Genomic DNA, 17,971 nt, shown 5'->3' with positions numbered 1-17,971 from the left:
ATCCGATCTGAAGAGCGCGCATGGGTGCGCAGTGTCGTCACGAAACATTTTACCGGTACGGTCTAATCATGAAGAAGACGGCACTCGCCTTTACCTCGGCCGCCAGCTTGTTGAGTTTCAAGAGCCGTGGCGCGCGCGCGCGTCAGCAAGACCTAGACCGTGCACGCAGCGTCTTTATCGTCGATGGCGGGGCTGGTGCGACGCCGATCCCGCCGCAAGACAGCAGCGTTGAGCAGATCGTTCAGTTCTATCTTGCCTCCCCTGCCTTCGAGCATTGGACGATCAGTTCCGCCATAGCTGCTGATCGGGGCGCGTTGGAACACGACGTGCCGGCTGAAGACCTCGCCTGGGCGCTGAAGCGCTTGCCCCTCACTGAAGAGACCCGCTCGCGGCTTAAGACTAGCCCGGGCATGAGCAGGGGCGATCTACTGCAGGGCCTGTTTTCAGATATGGAGTTTCTCGCCCGGGTTTACGCAGCAAGATCTTATCCCTGGTCGGCCGCTGTATTCCTGCCGAACGTTGCGATTGGACAGGAGACGCTGTCGTTCGTTGAGGATCTCCTGGCGGACAATTCGTCGCTGATCGACTTGAACTGGCTCGCGCAGTGGGGCTTGTCTCGCGAGACTGACGCCAGCGATCTTGTTCGTTTCGCCGCCAACTCTGATTTCAAGTCGAATCCACTGTTTGACGCGTGCTGGTACGCTGAGCGTTATCAAACCGGTTGCATCGGATATTTCGACAACCTTCGGCACTATGTGCAGCAGGGAGAGCGGTTCGGCTACAGCCCCAATCCCTTCCTCAACACCCGTCAGTACGCCGAGGTGCACGCTGACCTGTTCGCAGAAATTCGCGCGGGTCGTCTGAGCTGTTTCCTCCAGCATCTTCTCAGCCGGGAAGCGATCGAGGGACGTTCCAGCGCGTCTCATTTTGACGGCCATTTCTATTCCAGCCAGGTTTCGCGTGAAACGAGCCGGCCATATGGCTCTGGCTGGGGTCATTATGTGAATCAGGGGTGGCGAGAGGGCCGCCAGCCTAATCCCGCCTTCGACCAGCTCTGGTATCTTCGAAGCTATCCTGAGGCGTTGAAGGCGGTAAGAGCGGGGGACTATCCCAACGCCTTTTCTCATTATGTGCTTGAGGGGGAGGCCGCAGGCCTCCATCCCAATGCCTTTTTTGATCCCAGGGCCTACGCCAAAGCGAACGCGGACGTGGCCGCTGCAAAAACCACCACGCCCTTCCGACATTTCTGGCAACAGGGCCGGCTCGAAGCCCGTGATTTCGGCGTAGCCCGAACGCGGCCTGTAATTCGTTATTTCCACAAACGGCTTCCGGATAGCTCGGACGTCGTGGTCCGCGGTGGGCTTGCCCGATTGGATACGACGCCCCGGGCTGTTCTGGCTCAGGCTCTTGCGCCGGCCGCGGGCGTGGAGCTGAACCTGGTTTCGGTATTGATCAGCGACGCGCCCAAGACCGCCGACGTGAAGAGGGCTCTCGCCGAAGCCCTGCGCCAGATGGGGCGTCCGGCGGTAAACGTTGAAGTGGGTCGAGAACAACAAATCCACGTCGGCGATGTGGCGCGCATGTACGTCAGCGGTCTGGCCAGTTTTGTCCATCTTCCGCTGCGTGAAGTCCGGGCCAACGGTGATACCGTCCGAGGCGATTGCGAGTTGTTCCGCTACCTAAGGCTTGAAGACGTCGATGTCGCCGTCACCCTCGGCGGTCAGGCTGACGACCTCAAGGCCGGCTTCATGACCTGGTTTGAATTTTCCGCCGACGGGCTTGAGCCCGGCGCCCATCGCGTCGACCTTGAATTTATCTTCGGCCAGCCAGGCGACGATTTCACCCTGGTGGCCCACGAGACGCTTCACGTGGCTGTTATGGCGCGCCCCCGTGTGTCGGAAAGCGCCGCCCGGGTTCAGGTCGTCATGGCGAGCTACAATCCGCCGGCCGAGCCTTTCCGGGCCCAGGTTGACAGCATTCTTGCTGATCCCTCTGTCCATCTGCTGATCTCCGACGACGCCTCTCCGGCGAAGGGCGCGCAGAGCCTGGGGCAATATGGCGGACATCCGCGTGTGGATATCGACATCAACACCCAGAACGGCGGCTTCATTTCAAACTTCGAACGCAGCCTCTATATGCGCTCGCCATCGGCTGAAGTCCTGCTTTTCGCGGACCAGGACGATGTCTGGCAGGCTGACAAGGTCGCAAAGCTTGGCGAACGGCTTCAGCCCGGGGTCTCGTGCGCCTTCTCCGATATGCGAATCGTCACCGCGCAGGGCGACGTCATCTCCCCGACCTTCTGGACTGGCCGCAAGGTCCATTTCCATGACGCCCTTAGCCTTGGAGTGGCCAACACCATCACTGGCGCTGCAGCCGCCTTCCCGGCCAAGCTGGCCGAAGGGATGACGCCCTTCCCGCGCTATATGGGAGTGTATCATGATCAATGGCTGGCGGTCTGGGCCGCAGCTGTTGGCAAGGTCGAGTATGTCCCAGAATCTCTCTATGACTATGTGCAGCACGGCGGGAATGTTCTTGGCTTCGCAGGCTCCAGAAGCGGAAATGAAGCGCGATGGGGCTTCATCGCCCGCAGGCTGCGGAAAGCTCTGAGACGGGGCGTCGCTGACGCTCGTGATCTTGCCTATGTCGAGGTGGCTCTGGCTGAGACCATTCCGCTTCTGCAGCGCTTTGTTCTGCTGAACGAGGCGCTGGAACGGGCCTCCAAGTGGGCCGATCAGGAGGTGCGACGCCTCGGGGCCACGATTGCCGCCGCGATCCGGGGCGAGGCCTATGATCCGGTCTTCCTTAAGCGAGCCTGGGGACGACTGGCGCGCCGTTCGGGCGGAGCAGAAGGCCTGCTCAATATTGATGATCTCTTCGCCTCGATCCTGCTGGCAAGAGCCCTGGTCGATACCGGCATCGCTACGCCGGACAGCTTCAGGTCAGCGCGCGACGCCGCCGCCGATTGCGGCCGGCGCCATTCTGCGCGCCTGAATGATCCCAACAGCAACTTCTTCGAGAGCAAGATCGCGCCGATCGCGCTGGCGCCCTGGACCTCTCCGGAAGACGGGGAACTGCGGATCAATATGTTCCTGCCCGAGCTGCAGCTCGGCACGTTCTTTGGCGGCTACCACAGCAAGATTTCGCTGATCACCCGGCTGGCCGAGCGGGGCGTTCGGACGCGACTGGTCCTGGTCGATCAGGCTCAGGTCGATCATGACCAGGTCGCCCGGATCATCGGCGCGTTTCCTGAACTTGAGCTCGGTCTGTCGCAAAGCGAGATCGTCGCCATGGGCGCGCGGCACGAGCCTCTGGATATCGGGCCGCGTGACGTGCTGCTCGCCACGACCTGGTGGTCGGCCTATATCGTCGACAACTTGCGCAAACGCCTGCGGCGAGAACGGTTCACCTATTTCATCCAGGAGTATGAGCCCTTCACCTTCCCGCTCGGCACCTGGTACCGTGCGGCCGAGGCGACCTACGGCTTCCCCCACGACGCCCTGTTCTCTACCGAGATCCTGGAAGACTACTTCTCAAGCATCGGCGCGGGGGTCTTCGGGCCGGCTGCGGTCGAGGGCGCACGTTCCCTGCCGTTCAGAAATCCGATCACGGGTCTCAAGGGGATGGTCCGTACCCCGATAGATGAGCGCCGCCGCCGTCTGCTCTTCTACGCACGTCCGCAAGCTCATGCCGCCCGCAACATGTTTGAATTCGGTCTTTCGGCCCTGCGTCTGGCCGTTCAACGACTTGGCAGCGAACTTGACGGCTGGGACCTGGTCGGGGTGGGGGCTAGCGAAAACAGCACGATCAAACTGGATGGCGACAGGTCGCTGCGCATGATGAGCAAGCTGGACAGCTATGGCTACCGCCAGATGCTGGCGTCTTCCGACGTGGGCCTGGCCCTGATGTACACGCCGCACCCCAGTCTGGTGCCGCTTGAGATGGCCGCCGCGGGCATGCTGACAGTCACCAACGCCTGTATGTCGAAGGGGAGGGACGCCTTTGCCGACGTCTCGAGCCTTATCCATGTCGCTGAACCCGACGTCGAAGCAATCGCGGAAGCTCTGGTTGCGGCTTTCCGCCAAGTGAATGCCGGCGAGGTGGAGGCCTGTGATCTGGATTGGCCCGTTACGCCTGCGGGAGCGTTCCCGGATCCGTGGTTGGATCAGTTCTTGGATTTGACTGAGGGTAGCCTGATGAAGGGAACGGTTCTTTGAGCGCCTTTCGTGTTGAGCTTAGGGAGGGCGATTTTGGTTACTTTGACCTTGAGTGGCGTCCGCTTCTTTCGCGAGAGAAGGCTCTGGAGGGATGGGTCCCTCAATACCTCTACCCGTTGATATTTGAAGGAGTATCGATTCTTTCCTGGGAGGGGCCTCAGGGGCAGGAGGCGGTTTGGTTTACGGGGGAGGATCAAATCTATCTGGCCGGTCGCGTTCAAGATCTGGGTGAGGTCGAGCGCAAAATTGTGAACCGGACGATTTCGATCTGGGCAATGGAAAAGCTCAGCGCGATTGTGAATGGCGGCAGTACTCGACCATCCAGCATTCACGAAGAATCTGTAAAAAGAGGACTAATCGAGGAGTGGCTCGGCGATGCTGCAAGCGGCCTACTATGGGAGCCGGCGGCTATGGCCCGCAATCTCCCATTTCTTGTAGATACACTCGCCTCCAATCGGTCCGAGCTCAAGGTTGGGCCTTCGGGTGATGTCCAGCTGAGTGTTGTGAGTCCCAGAACTGGTGAGCGCGTGATTATCGATCACGGCATTTGCCTCGATGATTTTCGTACCATATGTCCGTTGGCGGGGGAGCCTGGCCTTTATCTATGTCGAGCGGGCCACAAGGCGTCGTTTCTGGCGTTGTATGATGCATCAACCGGAACTGTCTATGTAGGTGAGGGCGAGAACGATTCTTGGGCGGCCCCACACTACTTTAGATCCTTGGATAAGGAGATTTACCTTCACCTTCTTCAATATGAAGCCGCGCTCACGAATTATTTCCGTCGGTCTTCAAATCGGTTGGCGGCAATCTTTAGAAATCCGCCCCATTTGGGTCACCAGCTCTATAACGAGATCGGTGGAATAGATATTTTACTTCAGGCTTCGAGGGGCGCGCGTCGACCTCCTTTGGCCCTAATTCTGGGTGGAGCTGAGGGCGAAATCTATGGGCCGACAGACGCGCTCTTTCCCGAATGGCGGGGGAGCGTGGCATATTATGGCGAAGACTGGATATCTCGAGTCTACAGCCAGAGCTTGTGTGCGTTGCGCCTGACGGATGAGTACGTCGGTGAAGGCGTCCGCGCACGTATCGTCGCGCGCGCATGTGCGTCTGAACTGGTAGCGGAAGACAGATCTTTAGCCTCTGCGCTTAAGGCGGCGGGCGCTCCCATCGTCATTATCGGGCTGCGGGTGGAAAACCGTACGCTCGGTGACATTCCAAAATTTATCATAGCTTTTGCTGAACGTATTCACGATCATTGGCCCGATGCCGTTCTGGCGATTGACGGGCATAATGCAAAGCGACCAGGTTCAAGTGAAGTCTACAAGAGCGCGATCGCCTGCACTCGTGACCCTTATGAATACGAACGTGAAATCGTTACAGCGATCAAATCGCATTGCGATAAAATTGGGTTAACCCTGATTGATCTGGTAGGTTCGGTCATGGAGCGCAGCGTTTTCTGGAGCGCGCTTGCGACGGCTTTCGTCGCGCCTTGGGGGGCAGGCTTGGCCAAGTATCGTTGGCTAGGTAATTGTCCGGGCGTTATCCTTAGTAACAGCTGGAATATCCAGTATCGTTCCGACTTTGATATCTATTTTGACCCGAATATCATGGCAAAACCCTCGCGAGTGATCGTAATAGATCCTAACCGCGTTAAAGATATTACCGACGTTTCTTCGCTTATTATGCCTCATCCATCAGATCAGCCCGCCGAAGGAGCCATGAACTTTGATGTCGATATCGAGGATGTGGTGGATGCATTGAAAGACATACTGTCCTACCAAGGCGCTTCAGAGAAACTTGATGCTTAAGTTTGGTATCATCGGGGGCGGCTGGTATGGTTGCCATATCGCGTCTTCGCTTCGCGCGCTGGGCTTTGAGGTTAAGCTGTTTGAACAGCACGATCGCCTGTTCCATGAAGCCTCCGGCAATAATCAGTTTCGTCTGCATCAGGGCTTTCACTACGCCCGGCACAGCGCCACGCGAGTGCAGTCGCGTGACGGATGCTCTCGCTTTATAGAGCGATACCCCGGCCTAAGCGCGCCTGTAGCAAACAACATCTATGCCGTTCCGGTGGGCGACTCTCTGGTCGATTACGACACCTACCGGCTCGTAATGACGTCGACCGGTCTTCATTTCGATGAAGTGGCGGCATCTGATCTCGACCTCACTAATATTGCGGGCGCAATGCGGACAAGCGAACGCGTGCTGAATCTCACGCGGGCCCGATCATATTTTGAGTCTTCACTCGGAGACTGTTTGCGAATGGGCGAGCCAGTTCGCACCGTTGTGAACGCTTCGGAAGGCGTAGAAATTGACGGCGAGCGCTTTGACTTCGCTATCGACGCGAGTTGGGGGCATTTTGAAGGCGTGCCGGCGCAAGTCTTCTATGAGCCCACCCTTCTACTTTATTATGAGGGACCGCCTGATTTCCCTGCTGTCACCCTTGTGGACGGCCCTCTTTGTTCGATTTACCCCACGGAGATCGACACGCTTTACACGCTCTCGAGCGTTCCTTTCACGCCGCTTGGCCGGTGCGACACCGCTGGCGAGGCGCGAGCGGCCCGGGACGAAGTCACCAGCGCTCTGGTTGAACAGCGTCGCATGGCCATGGAGCGTCAGATCTCGCGCTATGTTCCAGGATTTAGAGACCTGTTTCGTTTCGCGGGGCCCCAGCTGGCCATCAAGACCAAGCCTCATGGCGCCTTTGACGACCGGAGTTGCCACGTCTTCCAGACGGGTAACGTCTTCTCAGTCCTGTCCGGAAAGATCGACACAATTTTCTTTGCCGTCGAACGGATCTTGGCCTTGATTGAGGCTGAGCGAGGCGGAATGGCTCTGCATGTGCCCTCTTCTCTGAGAGATGACATACGCAGGGTTTCACGACAGGTAGAACAACAATGACCCAGGCTTTGATCGGGCACACTGGTTTTGTCGGCGGGACATTGGCCGCCGCGGAGCCTTACGATGCGGTCTATAATTCGAAAACCATTGAGAGCATCTGCGGAAGATCATTCGACCGGCTCGTGTGCGCCGGTGTCAACGCTGTTAAGTGGCGGGCCAACGCAGATCCGGCGGGGGATCTGGCCGGCATTGAGCGGCTCAAGAGGGCGCTGGATGAGGTGGAGACCCGGTCTCTCGTGCTTATTTCCACGGTTGACGTTTATCCGTCCCCTTACGGAGTTGATGAAGCGACGCCGGTGGATCGAAGCGCGGGCCAAGCTTACGGCCGCCACAGGCTGGAATTCGAAGATTGGACGCGAAGCCGATTCGCCAATGTCCTGATCGTGCGCCTGCCCGCCCTATTTGGTCCCGGGCTTAGGAAGAACATCCTGTTCGACATGCTGAACGGGCATCAGGTTGACAGGATCAACGGCGCCTCAAGTTTCCAATGGTATGACCTCGCCTGGTTGCCGGATCACTTGGCAGTCGCGGAGAAGGCGAAGTTGGGCCTTGTCAACCTGTCAGTGGAGCCACTGTCCACAAGCCAAATCCAGACCCATCTTTTCCCGGATCTCAAGGTAACTTGCGACCCGGAAACCGCGGCGCATTATGACATGAGAACGGTTCACGTTGGCTCGTTTGGACGCACGGGGACTTATCTTAAGACCGCTGAGGAAAGTCTCTCCGCCATGAAGAGATTTGTCGCGACGGTGGGGCGGCGCGCATGAAGATCGCCATTTCAAATCTCGCGTTCCCTGTCAGCGAGGCAGACATTGCCTATGAGCGGCTCGCGCGAGCAGGGGCCAGTGGAATTGAGATCGCTCCCAGCCGCGTGCAGCCCTGGGAACAGTTGTCGAGCCGCGCGGGTGCTGAAGAACGGCGCCGTCTGAATGCCCATGGTCTGGAGGCCAGTTCGCTACAGGCAATTTTTTTCGGTCGCCCGGAACTACAACTTCTCGGTGAAGAGCCGGGCTTCTTGCAGATGAGGGACCATGTCGCGCGCTTGGGGGAGTACGCAGATGCTCTGAGCGTGACCGTCGCTGTGTTCGGTGCGCCTCGACATAGGCACAGAGGGGAGCTTGGCACCGAAGAGGCCTTTGAAATAGGGAAGGCGCGCCTCCGTTTGCTTGCAGAGGCGGTGGAGGGGTCTGGTCTTGTCTTGGCTATGGAACCGATACCAGCGCACTACAGCGGCGACTTTTTGCAGAGCTATGCGGAGGTCTTGGAAATGGTGGAGGCGGTGGACCATCCCGCCGTCCGTTTGCACCTCGACACGGGCTGCGTTCTTCTCAACGGTGACAGCATCTCGGAAGCGATTAACGCCGGATCAGGGCGCTTGGCACATTTTCAGGCCGCGGAGCCGGACCTCCGAGGATTTGACCAGCCTGTAGCCAATCACACGGACGCGGCGGCCTCCCTAAAAGCCGTAGGTTATGACCGCTGGGTAGCCATTGAAATGTTGGAACAGGCGCCTGACGCCATAGCGGCGGCCGAGCGGGCCGTTGCCTTTGCTTTGAACGCGTATAAGACTGAATGAGAAGAGCTGGGAAAAGTGTCAATGAGGCCGGAAATGCACAACCTTGCCGTAGCTGAAGTGTTGCGAGCGTTTCGTATTGAAAGTGGTCTCGCCTTGTTCTTCCTCTTTGGCTGGCGATAGCTGGCCAAATTTATCGGCGTTTTTCGCGCCTAAATACTAGTCGTTCGAGCGCGCCACATGATTTTATCTGCTTCCTATTCCTCCGTCGAAGCATTTCGGGCTGATGTTGAGGCGATGGACGCTGACGTGACCCCCTGAAACTCCTCCAGGAATAGCTAGAGTCCGCCCTAACGAAGGACGGACAGAATGAAGCGATCAAGGTTCACGGAAGAGCAGATCATCGGGATCCTGCGGGAGCAGGAAGCCGGAGTGACGACGGCGGAGGTGTGTAGGCGTCACGGGGTCAGCTCGGCGACCTTTTACAAATGGAAGGCCAAGTTCGGCGGGCTCGACGTGTCGGAGGCTCGGCGGCTGAAGACGCTTGAAGACGAGAACGCCCGGCTCAAGCGAATGTTGGCGGACGCGATGCTGGACAACGTGGCCCTGAAGGACCTGCTGGGAAAAAAGTGGTGACGCCCGCCGGCTGGCGCGAGGCGGCTGGTCATCTGCAAGCCGCCTACGAGATGAGCGAAAGGCGGGCGTGCCGTGTTCTGGGCGTCGATCGGACGAGCGTGCGCTATCAGGCGACGCGCCCGGACGACGGCGCCCTGCGCGACCGGCTGAGGGCCCTCGCCCAGGAGCGTCGCCGGTTCGGCTACCGCCGCCTGCACGTCCTGCTGCGGCGCGAGGGCCATGCGGTCAACAAGAAGCGGGTTCAGCGGATCTATCGTGAGGAACGGCTGACGGTGCGCCGGCGCGGCGGGCGGAAGCGAGCAATGGGCACGCGGAGACCGCTGGACCTGCCGCTGGTGGCCAACCAGCGCTGGTCGCTGGACTTCGTCTCTGACCAGATGACGGACGGGCGGCGCTTCCGCATCCTGACGGTGATCGACAACTGCACCCGCGAGTGCCTGGCGTTGGTGGCCGACACCTCGCTGTCGGGCGCTCGGGTGGTGCGAGAGTTGGACGCCGTCATCCGGCAGCGGGGCCGACCCGACACCATCGTCAGCGACAACGGCACGGAATACACCTCGAACGCCGTCCTGGCGTGGGCCGACGACACCGGCGTCGGCTGGCATTACATCGCGCCGGGCAAGCCCCAGCAGAACGGCTTCAATGAGAGCTTCAACGGGCGCCTGCGTGACGAGCTGCTGAACGAGACGCTGTTTCGATCCCTGCCGCACGCGCGCGCGGTGCTCGAGGCCTGGCGGCGTGACTACAACGAACGGCGACCGCACTCGAAGCTCGGCTGGCTGACGCCGCAGGCCTACGCGCAAGCCCTTGCTGGAAACGCCGGGCGGCCTGCTGCGCTGGTTGACGGCTGCGCAGGCCGCCCTATTGCCAACCCAACCAATCTCTACCCAGATCAACCTCGGACTCTTGTTATGGCTGGATGAGAAACGGGGGTCACGTCAGTGCCAGATGATAGTCTGGCCTTTCTTTATGGGGACATATTGCTTGAATAGGCCTTCGTTCTCTCCTCGGCGGCTGACTGTGTCCTGGTAAGCGATCCAAAGCTCATCCGAGGTGTGAGGTATAGGGCCGTCACCGAACAGCTTGTGGGCGATTTCCTCACGGTTTTCCTCGGGCAGCTTGTGGCCGTATTGCATGACCATCAGCGGGCCGTTTTCGGCGTCGACGTCTTCGAGCGGAGTCCACACTCCGAGGTATTGATGCTCGGGACGGGTCGTGAAGTAGGGAGTGTCCCGGTGTAGATCCTGGGTAGAGCCTTTTTCGTAGAAGAGGGTTGTGTATAGCGACGACGGCTGCCCGAAGAAGGCGTCTTGTACCGCTAGAGCGAGCAGGTTTTGGGTGAAGAGCTTCAACATCTTGGGGCTAGCCAAGTGGAAGTTTATTAGGCGCGGATATCGACCATCGGCTTCGCGTTTCAGAATTTCCGGGTGGCGAGCCTCGATTTCGCGAAATTCTTGAACAGCCTCATCGCAAAGATCGCCCAAATGCGAATCGATTACCACGAAGCCGTTTTCGTGGAGGTGGGCAAGCGCCTCCTGTGGATCGTTCAGAGCCGTTCCCGTAAATCCTGGAATTTCCACGGACCCAAGTTTGAGTGGTGCGATGTTGGCCTGAGCTCTGTCTGTCTCGGCCTCCATTGGCGCGTGGGTCATTGTGATTTCCAAATTGCTGGTTAGGCCAACGGAGTTATTCTATCTATCTATTCGTCGCCTCGTCGGCAGGTCAATCTCCCAGACTGCTCTGGCCGGTAGCGGGTTGTTTGTTGAATCGCTTGGCTTTAATCAACGGGAAGATAAAGCGAAGGATGGCACCTGCATGAGTAGCATGGTCACATTGGTGAAGACGCGTCGATTTGGTGATGATCGTGGCTGGTTTTCGGAAACCTATTCCGAGCAGGCGCTGGCGAAATTGGGAATCGACGACCGCTTTGTTCAGGATAACCAGTCCTTTTCCGCTTTTGCTGGGACTATCCGCGGGCTTCATTTTCAGCGCCCGCCGCACGCGCAGGCGAAGCTCGTTCGTTGCACTCGCGGCTCGATCATGGACTATGCAGTCGATGTGCGGCGGGGTTCGCCTACTTACGGTAAGTGGGTATCGGCCCTATTGTCGGCGGATAATGACTCGCAGCTATATGTGCCGGTGGGCTTCGCTCATGCCTTTGTCACTCTCGAACCTGACACTGAGGTCGCCTATAAGGTGACGGACGTCTACGCGCCTGATTGCGACGGGGGAATTCTGTGGAGCGATGCGGCTGTCGGGATCGATTGGCCGCTGCCGGCTACCGGGGCGGTTCTGTCCGACAAGGACAAGTTGCTGCCGACGCTGGCGGAATTTGACAGCCCGTTCGACTATGATGGCGAGCCTTTGGGCGCGTTGGAAGATTAGATAAACTGGGCGGCGCGGCGCTACGGTGCCGGCTGGGGAGAAGCTACTTTGCGTATTCTGGTAACCGGCGGGGCCGGTTTCATCGGCTCGGCCCTGGTCCGGCGACTGATCGAACACACCGATCACGAGGTGCTTGTCTATGACAAGCTGACCTATGCGGGCGTGCTCAGTTCGCTTGAGCCGGTGGCCTCAAGCCCTCGCTATCGCTTCGTTCAGGCTGACATTATCGACGCGGAGAGCGTCGCCCGTGCGCTGAACGACTTCAAACCGCAGGTGGTCGCGCATCTGGCCGCAGAGAGCCACGTTGATCGCTCGATCGACGGGCCGGGGGAGTTCGTCCAGACCAATGTGGTCGGCACCTTCGTCATGCTCCAGCAGGCGCTGGGCTACTATCGTGGGCTGAATGAGGCGGATCAGGCCTGCTTCCGCTTCCACCACATTTCTACCGATGAGGTGTTCGGCTCTCTGGGCGACGAAGGCCTGTTTACCGAAACGACGGCCTATGACCCCCGTTCGCCCTATTCGGCGTCCAAGGCGGCGTCGGACCATCTGGTGCGCGCTTGGGGCCATACCTATGGCTTGCCGGTTCTGGTGACCAATTGCTCGAACAACTACGGCCCTTACCACTTCCCGGAAAAGCTGATCCCGCTAATCATCATCCGGGCGTTGAACGGCGAGCAGCTGCCGGTGTACGGCGACGGCACCAACGTTCGTGACTGGCTGTTCGTGGATGACCATGCGCGGGCGCTTCAGGCCGTGTTCGAACGGGGCGCGCCGGGGGAGACCTACAATGTCGGCGGCAACGCCGAGCGCAAGAACATCGAGGTCGTGCGCGCCATCTGCGGTGTGCTGGATGCTGTGCGCCCCCGCACGGATGGCCAGGGCTACGCCGAGCAGATCACCTATGTCGCCGACCGTCCGGGTCACGATCAACGCTACGCCATCGACGCTTCGAAGATCAGCACGGAACTGGGGTGGGAGCCGTCGAAGACCTTTGAAGAGGGCATCGATCTGACGGTGCGCTGGTATCTCGACAACCAGGTCTGGTGGCAGGACATCCTGGACAGCCGCTACGCCACGCAACGCCTGGGCGCCGCTCATGGCTGAGGCTGCGCAGCCGATCACCATCCTGATCACCGGTGGGGCAGGGCAGGTGGGGCTGGAGCTTCAGGCCGTCGACTGGCCGGCCCATGTCACGCTTCATGCGCCTGACCGGGCGGAGCTGGATCTCGGGGACCCGGCGGCGGTTGCGCGACTGTTCGCGTCGCGGACCTATGCCGCCGTGATCAACTCTGGCGCCTATACGGCGGTCGACAAGGCCGAGGCGGAGGTCGCCGCCGCCTTCGCCGCGAACGCCATGGGGCCGGCTCTGCTGGCTGACGCCACGCGTGCGGCGGGCGTTCCGCTGATCCAGGTCTCGACCGACTACGTCTTCGACGGCAGAGGCGACGGCGAATACGCCGAGGACGCGGCGGTGGCGCCCCTTGGCGTTTATGGCGCCTCAAAGCTGGGTGGCGAGCTTGCGGTGCTTAGCGGCAATCCGCGATCCGTGGTGATGAGGACGGCCTGGGTGGTCAGCCGGCATCGCGCCAACTTCGTCAAGACGATGCTGCGCCTGGCGGCCGATCGACCCCAACTGCGCGTGGTCGATGACCAGCACGGCTGTCCGACTTCCGCGCGGGACATTGCCGAGGCGCTGAAGACCATCACCCTGCGTATGATCCATGACGAGGCTGCGCCGCGCGGCGTCTTCCACTTCGTCAACGCCGGCGCCACGACCTGGGCCGGACTGGCGCGCGCGGTGTTGGTCGCCAGTCAGGCGCATGGCGGTCCCTTCGCCGAGGTTGAGGGCATTACGACGGCTGACTACCCGACGCCGGCGCGCCGTCCTGCCAATTCCCGCCTGTCGACACGGAAGATCCAGCGTGAGTACGGGATCATTCCCCGGCCGTGGCAAGCGGCTGTTTCCGAAATCGTGGACCAACTGTCCGTAGGGGAGGCCTGAACATGAAGGGCATCATTCTCGCTGGGGGCTCCGGCACCCGTCTGCATCCGATGACGCTGGTCACATCCAAGCAACTGATGCCGGTCTATGACAAGCCGATGATCTACTACCCTCTGTCCACGCTCATGCTTGCGGGGATCCGGGAAGTGCTCATCATCTCGACGCCGCGAGATGTCCCCTCGTTCCAGGCCTTGTTGGGCGACGGATCGAAATGGGGCATGGACATCCAGTATGCTGTTCAGCCTAGCCCGGACGGTCTGGCTCAGGCCTATATCATCGGCGCGGACTTCGTCGGCGGCGAGCCGTCGGCCCTGATCCTCGGCGACAATATCTATTACGGCCACGGGTTAAACGATCTGTTCGCCAGCGCCATGGCTCGTCCCGACGGAGCGACCGTGTTCGCCTATCATGTAAACGACCCCGAGCGGTACGGCGTGGTCGAGTTCGACAAGAGCATGCGTGCTCTGTCCATCGAGGAAAAACCGGCTGAGCCGCGTTCGTCCTGGGCGGTGACCGGCCTCTACTTCTACGACGGCGACGTGGTCGACATCGCGGCCAACCTCAAGCCTTCGGCGCGTGGCGAGTTGGAGATCACCGACGTCAACCGTGCCTATCTCGAGCGCGGCCAACTGTCGGTCGAGATCATGGGGCGGGGCTTCGCCTGGTTGGACACCGGCACCCCGGACAGCCTGCTTGAAGCCGCCGAGTTCGTGCGGACGCTGGAAAAGCGTCAGGGTTTCAAGATCGCCTGCCCGGAAGAGGTCGCCTATGAGCGCCGCTTCATCGATGACGCCCAACTGGAGCGTTTGGCGAGTGATCTCGGCAAGAGCGCCTACGGCTCCTACCTGCGAGACACCGTTTTAAACAAGCGATGAACTTGGGGTTGAATATCCATTTTTCCCTTGTTTGCATGGGATGATGCTGACCTCATTGCGCAGCAGTTAGAAGCGTGCAAGCTCAAATTTCAAGACTATCCTGTTCTGACTGGGGGCGCGGTACGGACCATGTTGTTCGCAAAGTTGCTCGAGCACCCCGAGATTTCTGACTGCATTGCCATTCCTGCATGGCGCCGCTACATCGCACGATTATTGGGGCTGCTGCATATGGGGGGGGCGGCCTCTTTACCTATGCCCATTGTCGCATTGACGACGCCGCTGTGGTCATGCGCATGGACGGCCATGCTCCAATAGTGGGACATGGTGGTTAGCACGCGCTATGCGCCGAACTTCGGGCAGGTGATGCCGCACAACAGCATCATGTGGAGTCGGCCTGATGGAGTGACTGTCAATCAGGCCTATCCGGATCGCGGTCAGTTGTCGGTCCGGCGCATGGGCCGGGCTACGTATGGCTCGACACCGCAATCCTGACAGCGTGCTGGACGCCGCACCTTCGTCCGCCCTCTGGAGCAGCGCCAAGGGATCAAGATCACCTGTGCTGAATAGGTTGCCTGGCGGATGGGCTCGTTAACGGAGGTCTAATTTGCTGCCCTAGTCATGGCATGGGAAAGCAATCTTGTTGCCAAGCTTAGGCTGAGGGCAATTTTCACGTCTCATGGAGAATTCAATGTCCACTGTTCTTGAGCAATATTTGGATCACTCGCGCCGTTACCCAGCCGAGGTGTTGGAAGAAGCTCTGAATGGCATTCTGGCGTGTGCCGATTGGTCTGATATCAGTTGGGACACGGGGCCGGAGGTCGCGCGCCGGATCAAGGCCGCGATCAAGACGCGCCGCCCCTTTTCGATGATACGCGTCGGGGACGGCACCGGCAATTTCTTGGGTTACACCGATCCTGCCTATGCCGAGCTAAAGGCTGTGGCCCAGGACACTATCCTGCAGATGACCTTTGGAACGTCGGAATTTAGCGTCGATGAGGTCGGCAAGATCCGCGATGGCCTGATCGTGGGCATGGCATCAGCCGATATCCTCGGGGTCTCAGATCTCTTCCGCCTCGGTCGTCTCAAAATGATTGATCGCGACCTGCACGAAAACCCGGATCTGAGAGGTTATTCCGGGTCGCGAGAATCGTATGTGGCGGTGCACGATTTGCTGGTGTCTCGGGCCATTCGTCCAGCGGCCATCGTGACCAATCATATCCATCGGTTCTTAGCCCTGCACATCGACGATATCTTAGAGGGGGTGGAATCTGTCTGCGTGATTGGGCCCTATGATCTCGGGGATCGCCTTAAAACGCGGCACGGAATCGAGGCAGTCACGACCTATTTGATACCGAATCAGAACTCCACTTCAGGCGAGGGCGAACGCTGGTTCCCCGACCTCTATCAAAACCTCAGTGATCAGATCGACCCGGCGCGAGATGGACAGGTCTATTTGATTGCAGCGGGGCTTCTGGCCAAGCCCTTGGCCGCCCAGATCAAGGCCCGAGGGGGTATCGCTCTGGACATCGGTAGTCTGATCGATGTTTGGGCGGGGCGGGCGGTCCGAAAATATCACGACGAAGAATTCGTTCGCAACCACTCGCTCCAAGCTGATTGCGTCCAAATGGCGGCAACAAGTTGATGTTCTCTGATGGTAGGAGCGCTTTATCGACTACGACTAGCTGTCCGATGTTAGATTAGCGAGAGGTCCACGAACGGCGATTTAATGATTCTTTTTAGTCGTTTTTTTGCAAGTTTTTAACTCGGGAGTAGCGCATAGGCCGTGGTGCCGTTTTCGAGTTGACGCCTGTCAGAGCTCCAAGATACAAGGGCAGTGCCGTGGGCTCAGCTTCGATCGTTAGGTCGTGAACTGTGGCCAAAGGGCGTTAACTCTATGGCTCGTCCACACCGAAATTTTGGGGAACCAAACTAAATGAATAAGAACTTTCTGCTCGTAGCAGCCTCGGCTGCCGCCCTTGCTTTCGCCGGCACAGCTGTCTCGGCTGACTTGTCGAACGTCACGCTTGCCACCGTTGGTGTCACCGAGACTGCTCCGTATGCGATCGCCAATGTCGCCACCGGCACCCTGCGCGGCGATGTCACGCTCGGCGTCGAATACGACAGCCCGATTCCGTCGGGTAACAACATCCTGGTCACTGTGAAGCTGACCAATGCCGTGTTCGGTGAAGCTTTCACCATCAGTGATATCGATCTGTTGGATGGCGCGGGCGTCCCGATCGTCGGTCAACAGCGCACGATCTCGGACGGCGGTGCTGTCGGCGATAACTTCGTGACCTTCCTTGCCTCGGGCACGGCGAGCGACTTGGTTCACTCCATTGATTTTAACGATAAGCTCATCGAGTTCACCGCTGGCGCCGTTCCGACCATCGCGGTGGAAACTAAGACTGAGTTCGGCACCCCGATCGAAGGCGGCTCGGCTAACTTCGGCGCCGCCAAGGCAGCCACCTTGGTCAAGTACGACGACCTGGTTTCGGTCGACGTTACGGCCGGGGAAAAGGCAATCCTCGCCTTGTCGGACACCAACATCTTCTCGCAGTTCGATACCTCGAAGAGCCCGGTTGGCACCACCTCGACCGTTGCCACCCTGGGCAACATCGACGTTAATCTGAACGACGTCTATCTGCCTTCGCTGCAGTCGCCTGGTCTTTACAACCTGACCACGACGGAAGTTGATGAAGGCGACGTCAGCAGCATCGCTTTCACCTACACCGGCGTTAACGGCGGCTCCACCGGCATCACCTTGGCGCCCGCTGGTCCGATTCTGACGGCTGGTTTGTCGCCTGCCAATGACATCTACACGGCCAACGTCACCGCCACGCTGTCCGGCTCCGTGGCCAAGGCTAATTCCGACTATACCGTCAACGTTCGCGTCAACTTCGTCGACTATCCGACCTTCCAAAGCGGGGCAAAGCCGCTGGCCTCGATCCGTCGTGACGGCGTGACGGCTGAAGTGCCGTGGGTTGCCTCGGCGACCCTGGCCAACAACAACCTGACCAAGTCGACCATCCGCGTTGCCAATAAGGGTGGAGAAGCTGCTGCTGTCTACGCTGAATACGTGACTTCGGCCAACCGCCCGGCTGGCACCTCGACCGTCGTCGGTCGCGGTGTGCCGGTCGAAATCGGTTCGGTGGCTGCCGGTTCGGACCTGCAAATCACCAGCAGCGCGCTGACCACCGCTCTGGGTGAATTTGGCCGAGGTAACATCGTTGTCACGGTCGAAGCCAACGCCGATGACATCACGGTCAACAACCGTATCGTCTACGCGGACGGTCGCGTTGAAGAGACCCCTGTTATCCTGATTGACTAATCTCTCGCAGTCTCGTTAACCAACGGAAAGGGGAGGCTTCGGCCTCCCCTTTTTGTGCTTGAAGTCTGGCTACTCTCGAGTGGGGGCAAGGCGATAACGTGGTGCCGATGTGTC

General features: G+C 59.4%; 13 protein-coding genes. 12 read left to right on the top strand and 1 reads right to left on the bottom strand.

The window, feature by feature from the left end; all coding sequences use genetic code 11:
- Window positions 1–68: 68 nt before the first annotated feature.
- The 6 genes from ACR9FL_RS14960 (at window position 69) to ACR9FL_RS14935 (ending at window position 10,187) form a co-directional block, all read left to right on the top strand.
- Window positions 69–4,214: a rhamnosyltransferase WsaF family glycosyltransferase gene (locus ACR9FL_RS14960; protein ID WP_436356164.1), complete on the top strand. Its 4,146-nt coding sequence runs from the start codon at window positions 69–71 to the stop codon at window positions 4,212–4,214.
- The gene (locus ACR9FL_RS14955; RefSeq protein WP_436356163.1) at window positions 4,211–6,022 is read left to right on the top strand and encodes a hypothetical protein; all 1,812 of its coding nucleotides are present in this window, start codon (window positions 4,211–4,213) and stop codon (window positions 6,020–6,022) included. Before ACR9FL_RS14960 ends, ACR9FL_RS14955 begins: the two co-directional genes overlap by 4 nt.
- Complete coding sequence (locus ACR9FL_RS14950) at window positions 6,015–7,115, top strand: FAD-dependent oxidoreductase (protein WP_436356162.1); 1,101 nt, start codon at window positions 6,015–6,017, stop codon at window positions 7,113–7,115. Before ACR9FL_RS14955 ends, ACR9FL_RS14950 begins: the two co-directional genes overlap by 8 nt.
- Window positions 7,112–7,882 (top strand): pyridine nucleotide transhydrogenase, encoded by a 771-nt coding sequence (locus ACR9FL_RS14945; RefSeq protein WP_436356161.1) that lies wholly within the window; start codon window positions 7,112–7,114, stop codon window positions 7,880–7,882. The genes ACR9FL_RS14950 and ACR9FL_RS14945 overlap by 4 nt, the downstream gene beginning before the upstream one ends.
- A complete protein-coding gene (locus ACR9FL_RS14940; protein ID WP_436356160.1) occupies window positions 7,879–8,691 on the top strand; it encodes a sugar phosphate isomerase/epimerase family protein in 813 nt (270 codons plus the stop codon). The genes ACR9FL_RS14945 and ACR9FL_RS14940 overlap by 4 nt, the downstream gene beginning before the upstream one ends.
- Window positions 8,692–8,997: 306 nt before the next feature.
- Window positions 8,998–10,187 (top strand): IS3 family transposase gene (locus tag ACR9FL_RS14935; protein WP_134581407.1). Its coding sequence is split into 2 segments (ribosomal slippage): window positions 8,998–9,250 and window positions 9,250–10,187, totalling 1,191 coding nucleotides; the frame shifts between segments, so codons are not numbered across the junction.
- Between the two features lie 15 nt (window positions 10,188–10,202).
- Here ACR9FL_RS14935 and ACR9FL_RS14930 read toward each other — a convergent pair.
- Window positions 10,203–10,916 carry a phytanoyl-CoA dioxygenase family protein gene (locus ACR9FL_RS14930; RefSeq protein ID WP_436356159.1) on the bottom strand — a complete coding sequence of 238 codons (714 nt, stop codon included), beginning with the start codon at window positions 10,914–10,916 and terminating at the stop codon, window positions 10,203–10,205.
- 172 nt (window positions 10,917–11,088) lie between these two features.
- On the opposite strand from ACR9FL_RS14930, the gene rfbC reads away from it, so the two are divergent.
- The 6 genes from rfbC to ACR9FL_RS14900 all read left to right on the top strand — a co-directional run bounded on the left by rfbC (window position 11,089) and on the right by ACR9FL_RS14900 (window position 17,857).
- Window positions 11,089–11,649 (top strand): dTDP-4-dehydrorhamnose 3,5-epimerase, encoded by a 561-nt coding sequence (gene rfbC, locus ACR9FL_RS14925; protein WP_436358169.1) that lies wholly within the window; start codon window positions 11,089–11,091, stop codon window positions 11,647–11,649.
- Window positions 11,650–11,697: 48 nt separating this feature from the next.
- Window positions 11,698–12,756 carry a dTDP-glucose 4,6-dehydratase gene (rfbB, locus tag ACR9FL_RS14920; protein ID WP_436356158.1) on the top strand — a complete coding sequence of 353 codons (1,059 nt, stop codon included), beginning with the start codon at window positions 11,698–11,700 and terminating at the stop codon, window positions 12,754–12,756.
- Window positions 12,749–13,654, top strand: coding sequence for a dTDP-4-dehydrorhamnose reductase (gene rfbD, locus ACR9FL_RS14915; protein ID WP_436356157.1), 906 nt, complete (start codon window positions 12,749–12,751; stop codon window positions 13,652–13,654). Before rfbB ends, rfbD begins: the two co-directional genes overlap by 8 nt.
- Window positions 13,655–13,656: 2 nt before the next feature.
- On the top strand, window positions 13,657–14,529 hold the full coding sequence (gene rfbA, locus ACR9FL_RS14910; protein ID WP_436356156.1) for a glucose-1-phosphate thymidylyltransferase RfbA: 873 nt from the start codon (window positions 13,657–13,659) through the stop codon (window positions 14,527–14,529).
- Between the two features lie 688 nt (window positions 14,530–15,217).
- Complete coding sequence (locus ACR9FL_RS14905; protein ID WP_436356155.1) at window positions 15,218–16,171, top strand: hypothetical protein; 954 nt, start codon at window positions 15,218–15,220, stop codon at window positions 16,169–16,171.
- Window positions 16,172–16,462: 291 nt separating this feature from the next.
- Entirely contained in the window at window positions 16,463–17,857 is a 1,395-nt protein-coding gene (locus ACR9FL_RS14900; protein ID WP_436356154.1) for a hypothetical protein, read from the top strand.
- Window positions 17,858–17,971 lie beyond the last annotated feature (114 nt).

Origin of the sequence: Brevundimonas sp. CEF1, assembly GCF_051353055.1 — a bacterium.
GTDB lineage: Bacteria > Pseudomonadota > Alphaproteobacteria > Caulobacterales > Caulobacteraceae > Brevundimonas.
This window is presented reverse-complemented; position numbering and strand designations above follow the sequence as displayed.

Coding starts and splice junctions, on each gene's coding strand:
- ACR9FL_RS14950 (WP_436356162.1), top strand. CDS start 6,015: ATGCTTAAGTTTGGTATCATCGGGGGCGGCTGGTATGGTTGCCATATC.
- ACR9FL_RS14945 (WP_436356161.1), top strand. CDS start 7,112: ATGACCCAGGCTTTGATCGGGCACACTGGTTTTGTCGGCGGGACATTG.
- rfbC (WP_436358169.1), top strand. CDS start 11,089: ATGGTCACATTGGTGAAGACGCGTCGATTTGGTGATGATCGTGGCTGG.
- rfbA (WP_436356156.1), top strand. CDS start 13,657: ATGAAGGGCATCATTCTCGCTGGGGGCTCCGGCACCCGTCTGCATCCG.
- ACR9FL_RS14930 (WP_436356159.1), bottom strand. CDS start 10,916: ATGACCCACGCGCCAATGGAGGCCGAGACAGACAGAGCTCAGGCCAAC.
- rfbD (WP_436356157.1), top strand. CDS start 12,749: ATGGCTGAGGCTGCGCAGCCGATCACCATCCTGATCACCGGTGGGGCA.
- ACR9FL_RS14900 (WP_436356154.1), top strand. CDS start 16,463: ATGAATAAGAACTTTCTGCTCGTAGCAGCCTCGGCTGCCGCCCTTGCT.
- ACR9FL_RS14960 (WP_436356164.1), top strand. CDS start 69: ATGAAGAAGACGGCACTCGCCTTTACCTCGGCCGCCAGCTTGTTGAGT.
- ACR9FL_RS14940 (WP_436356160.1), top strand. CDS start 7,879: ATGAAGATCGCCATTTCAAATCTCGCGTTCCCTGTCAGCGAGGCAGAC.
- ACR9FL_RS14905 (WP_436356155.1), top strand. CDS start 15,218: ATGTCCACTGTTCTTGAGCAATATTTGGATCACTCGCGCCGTTACCCA.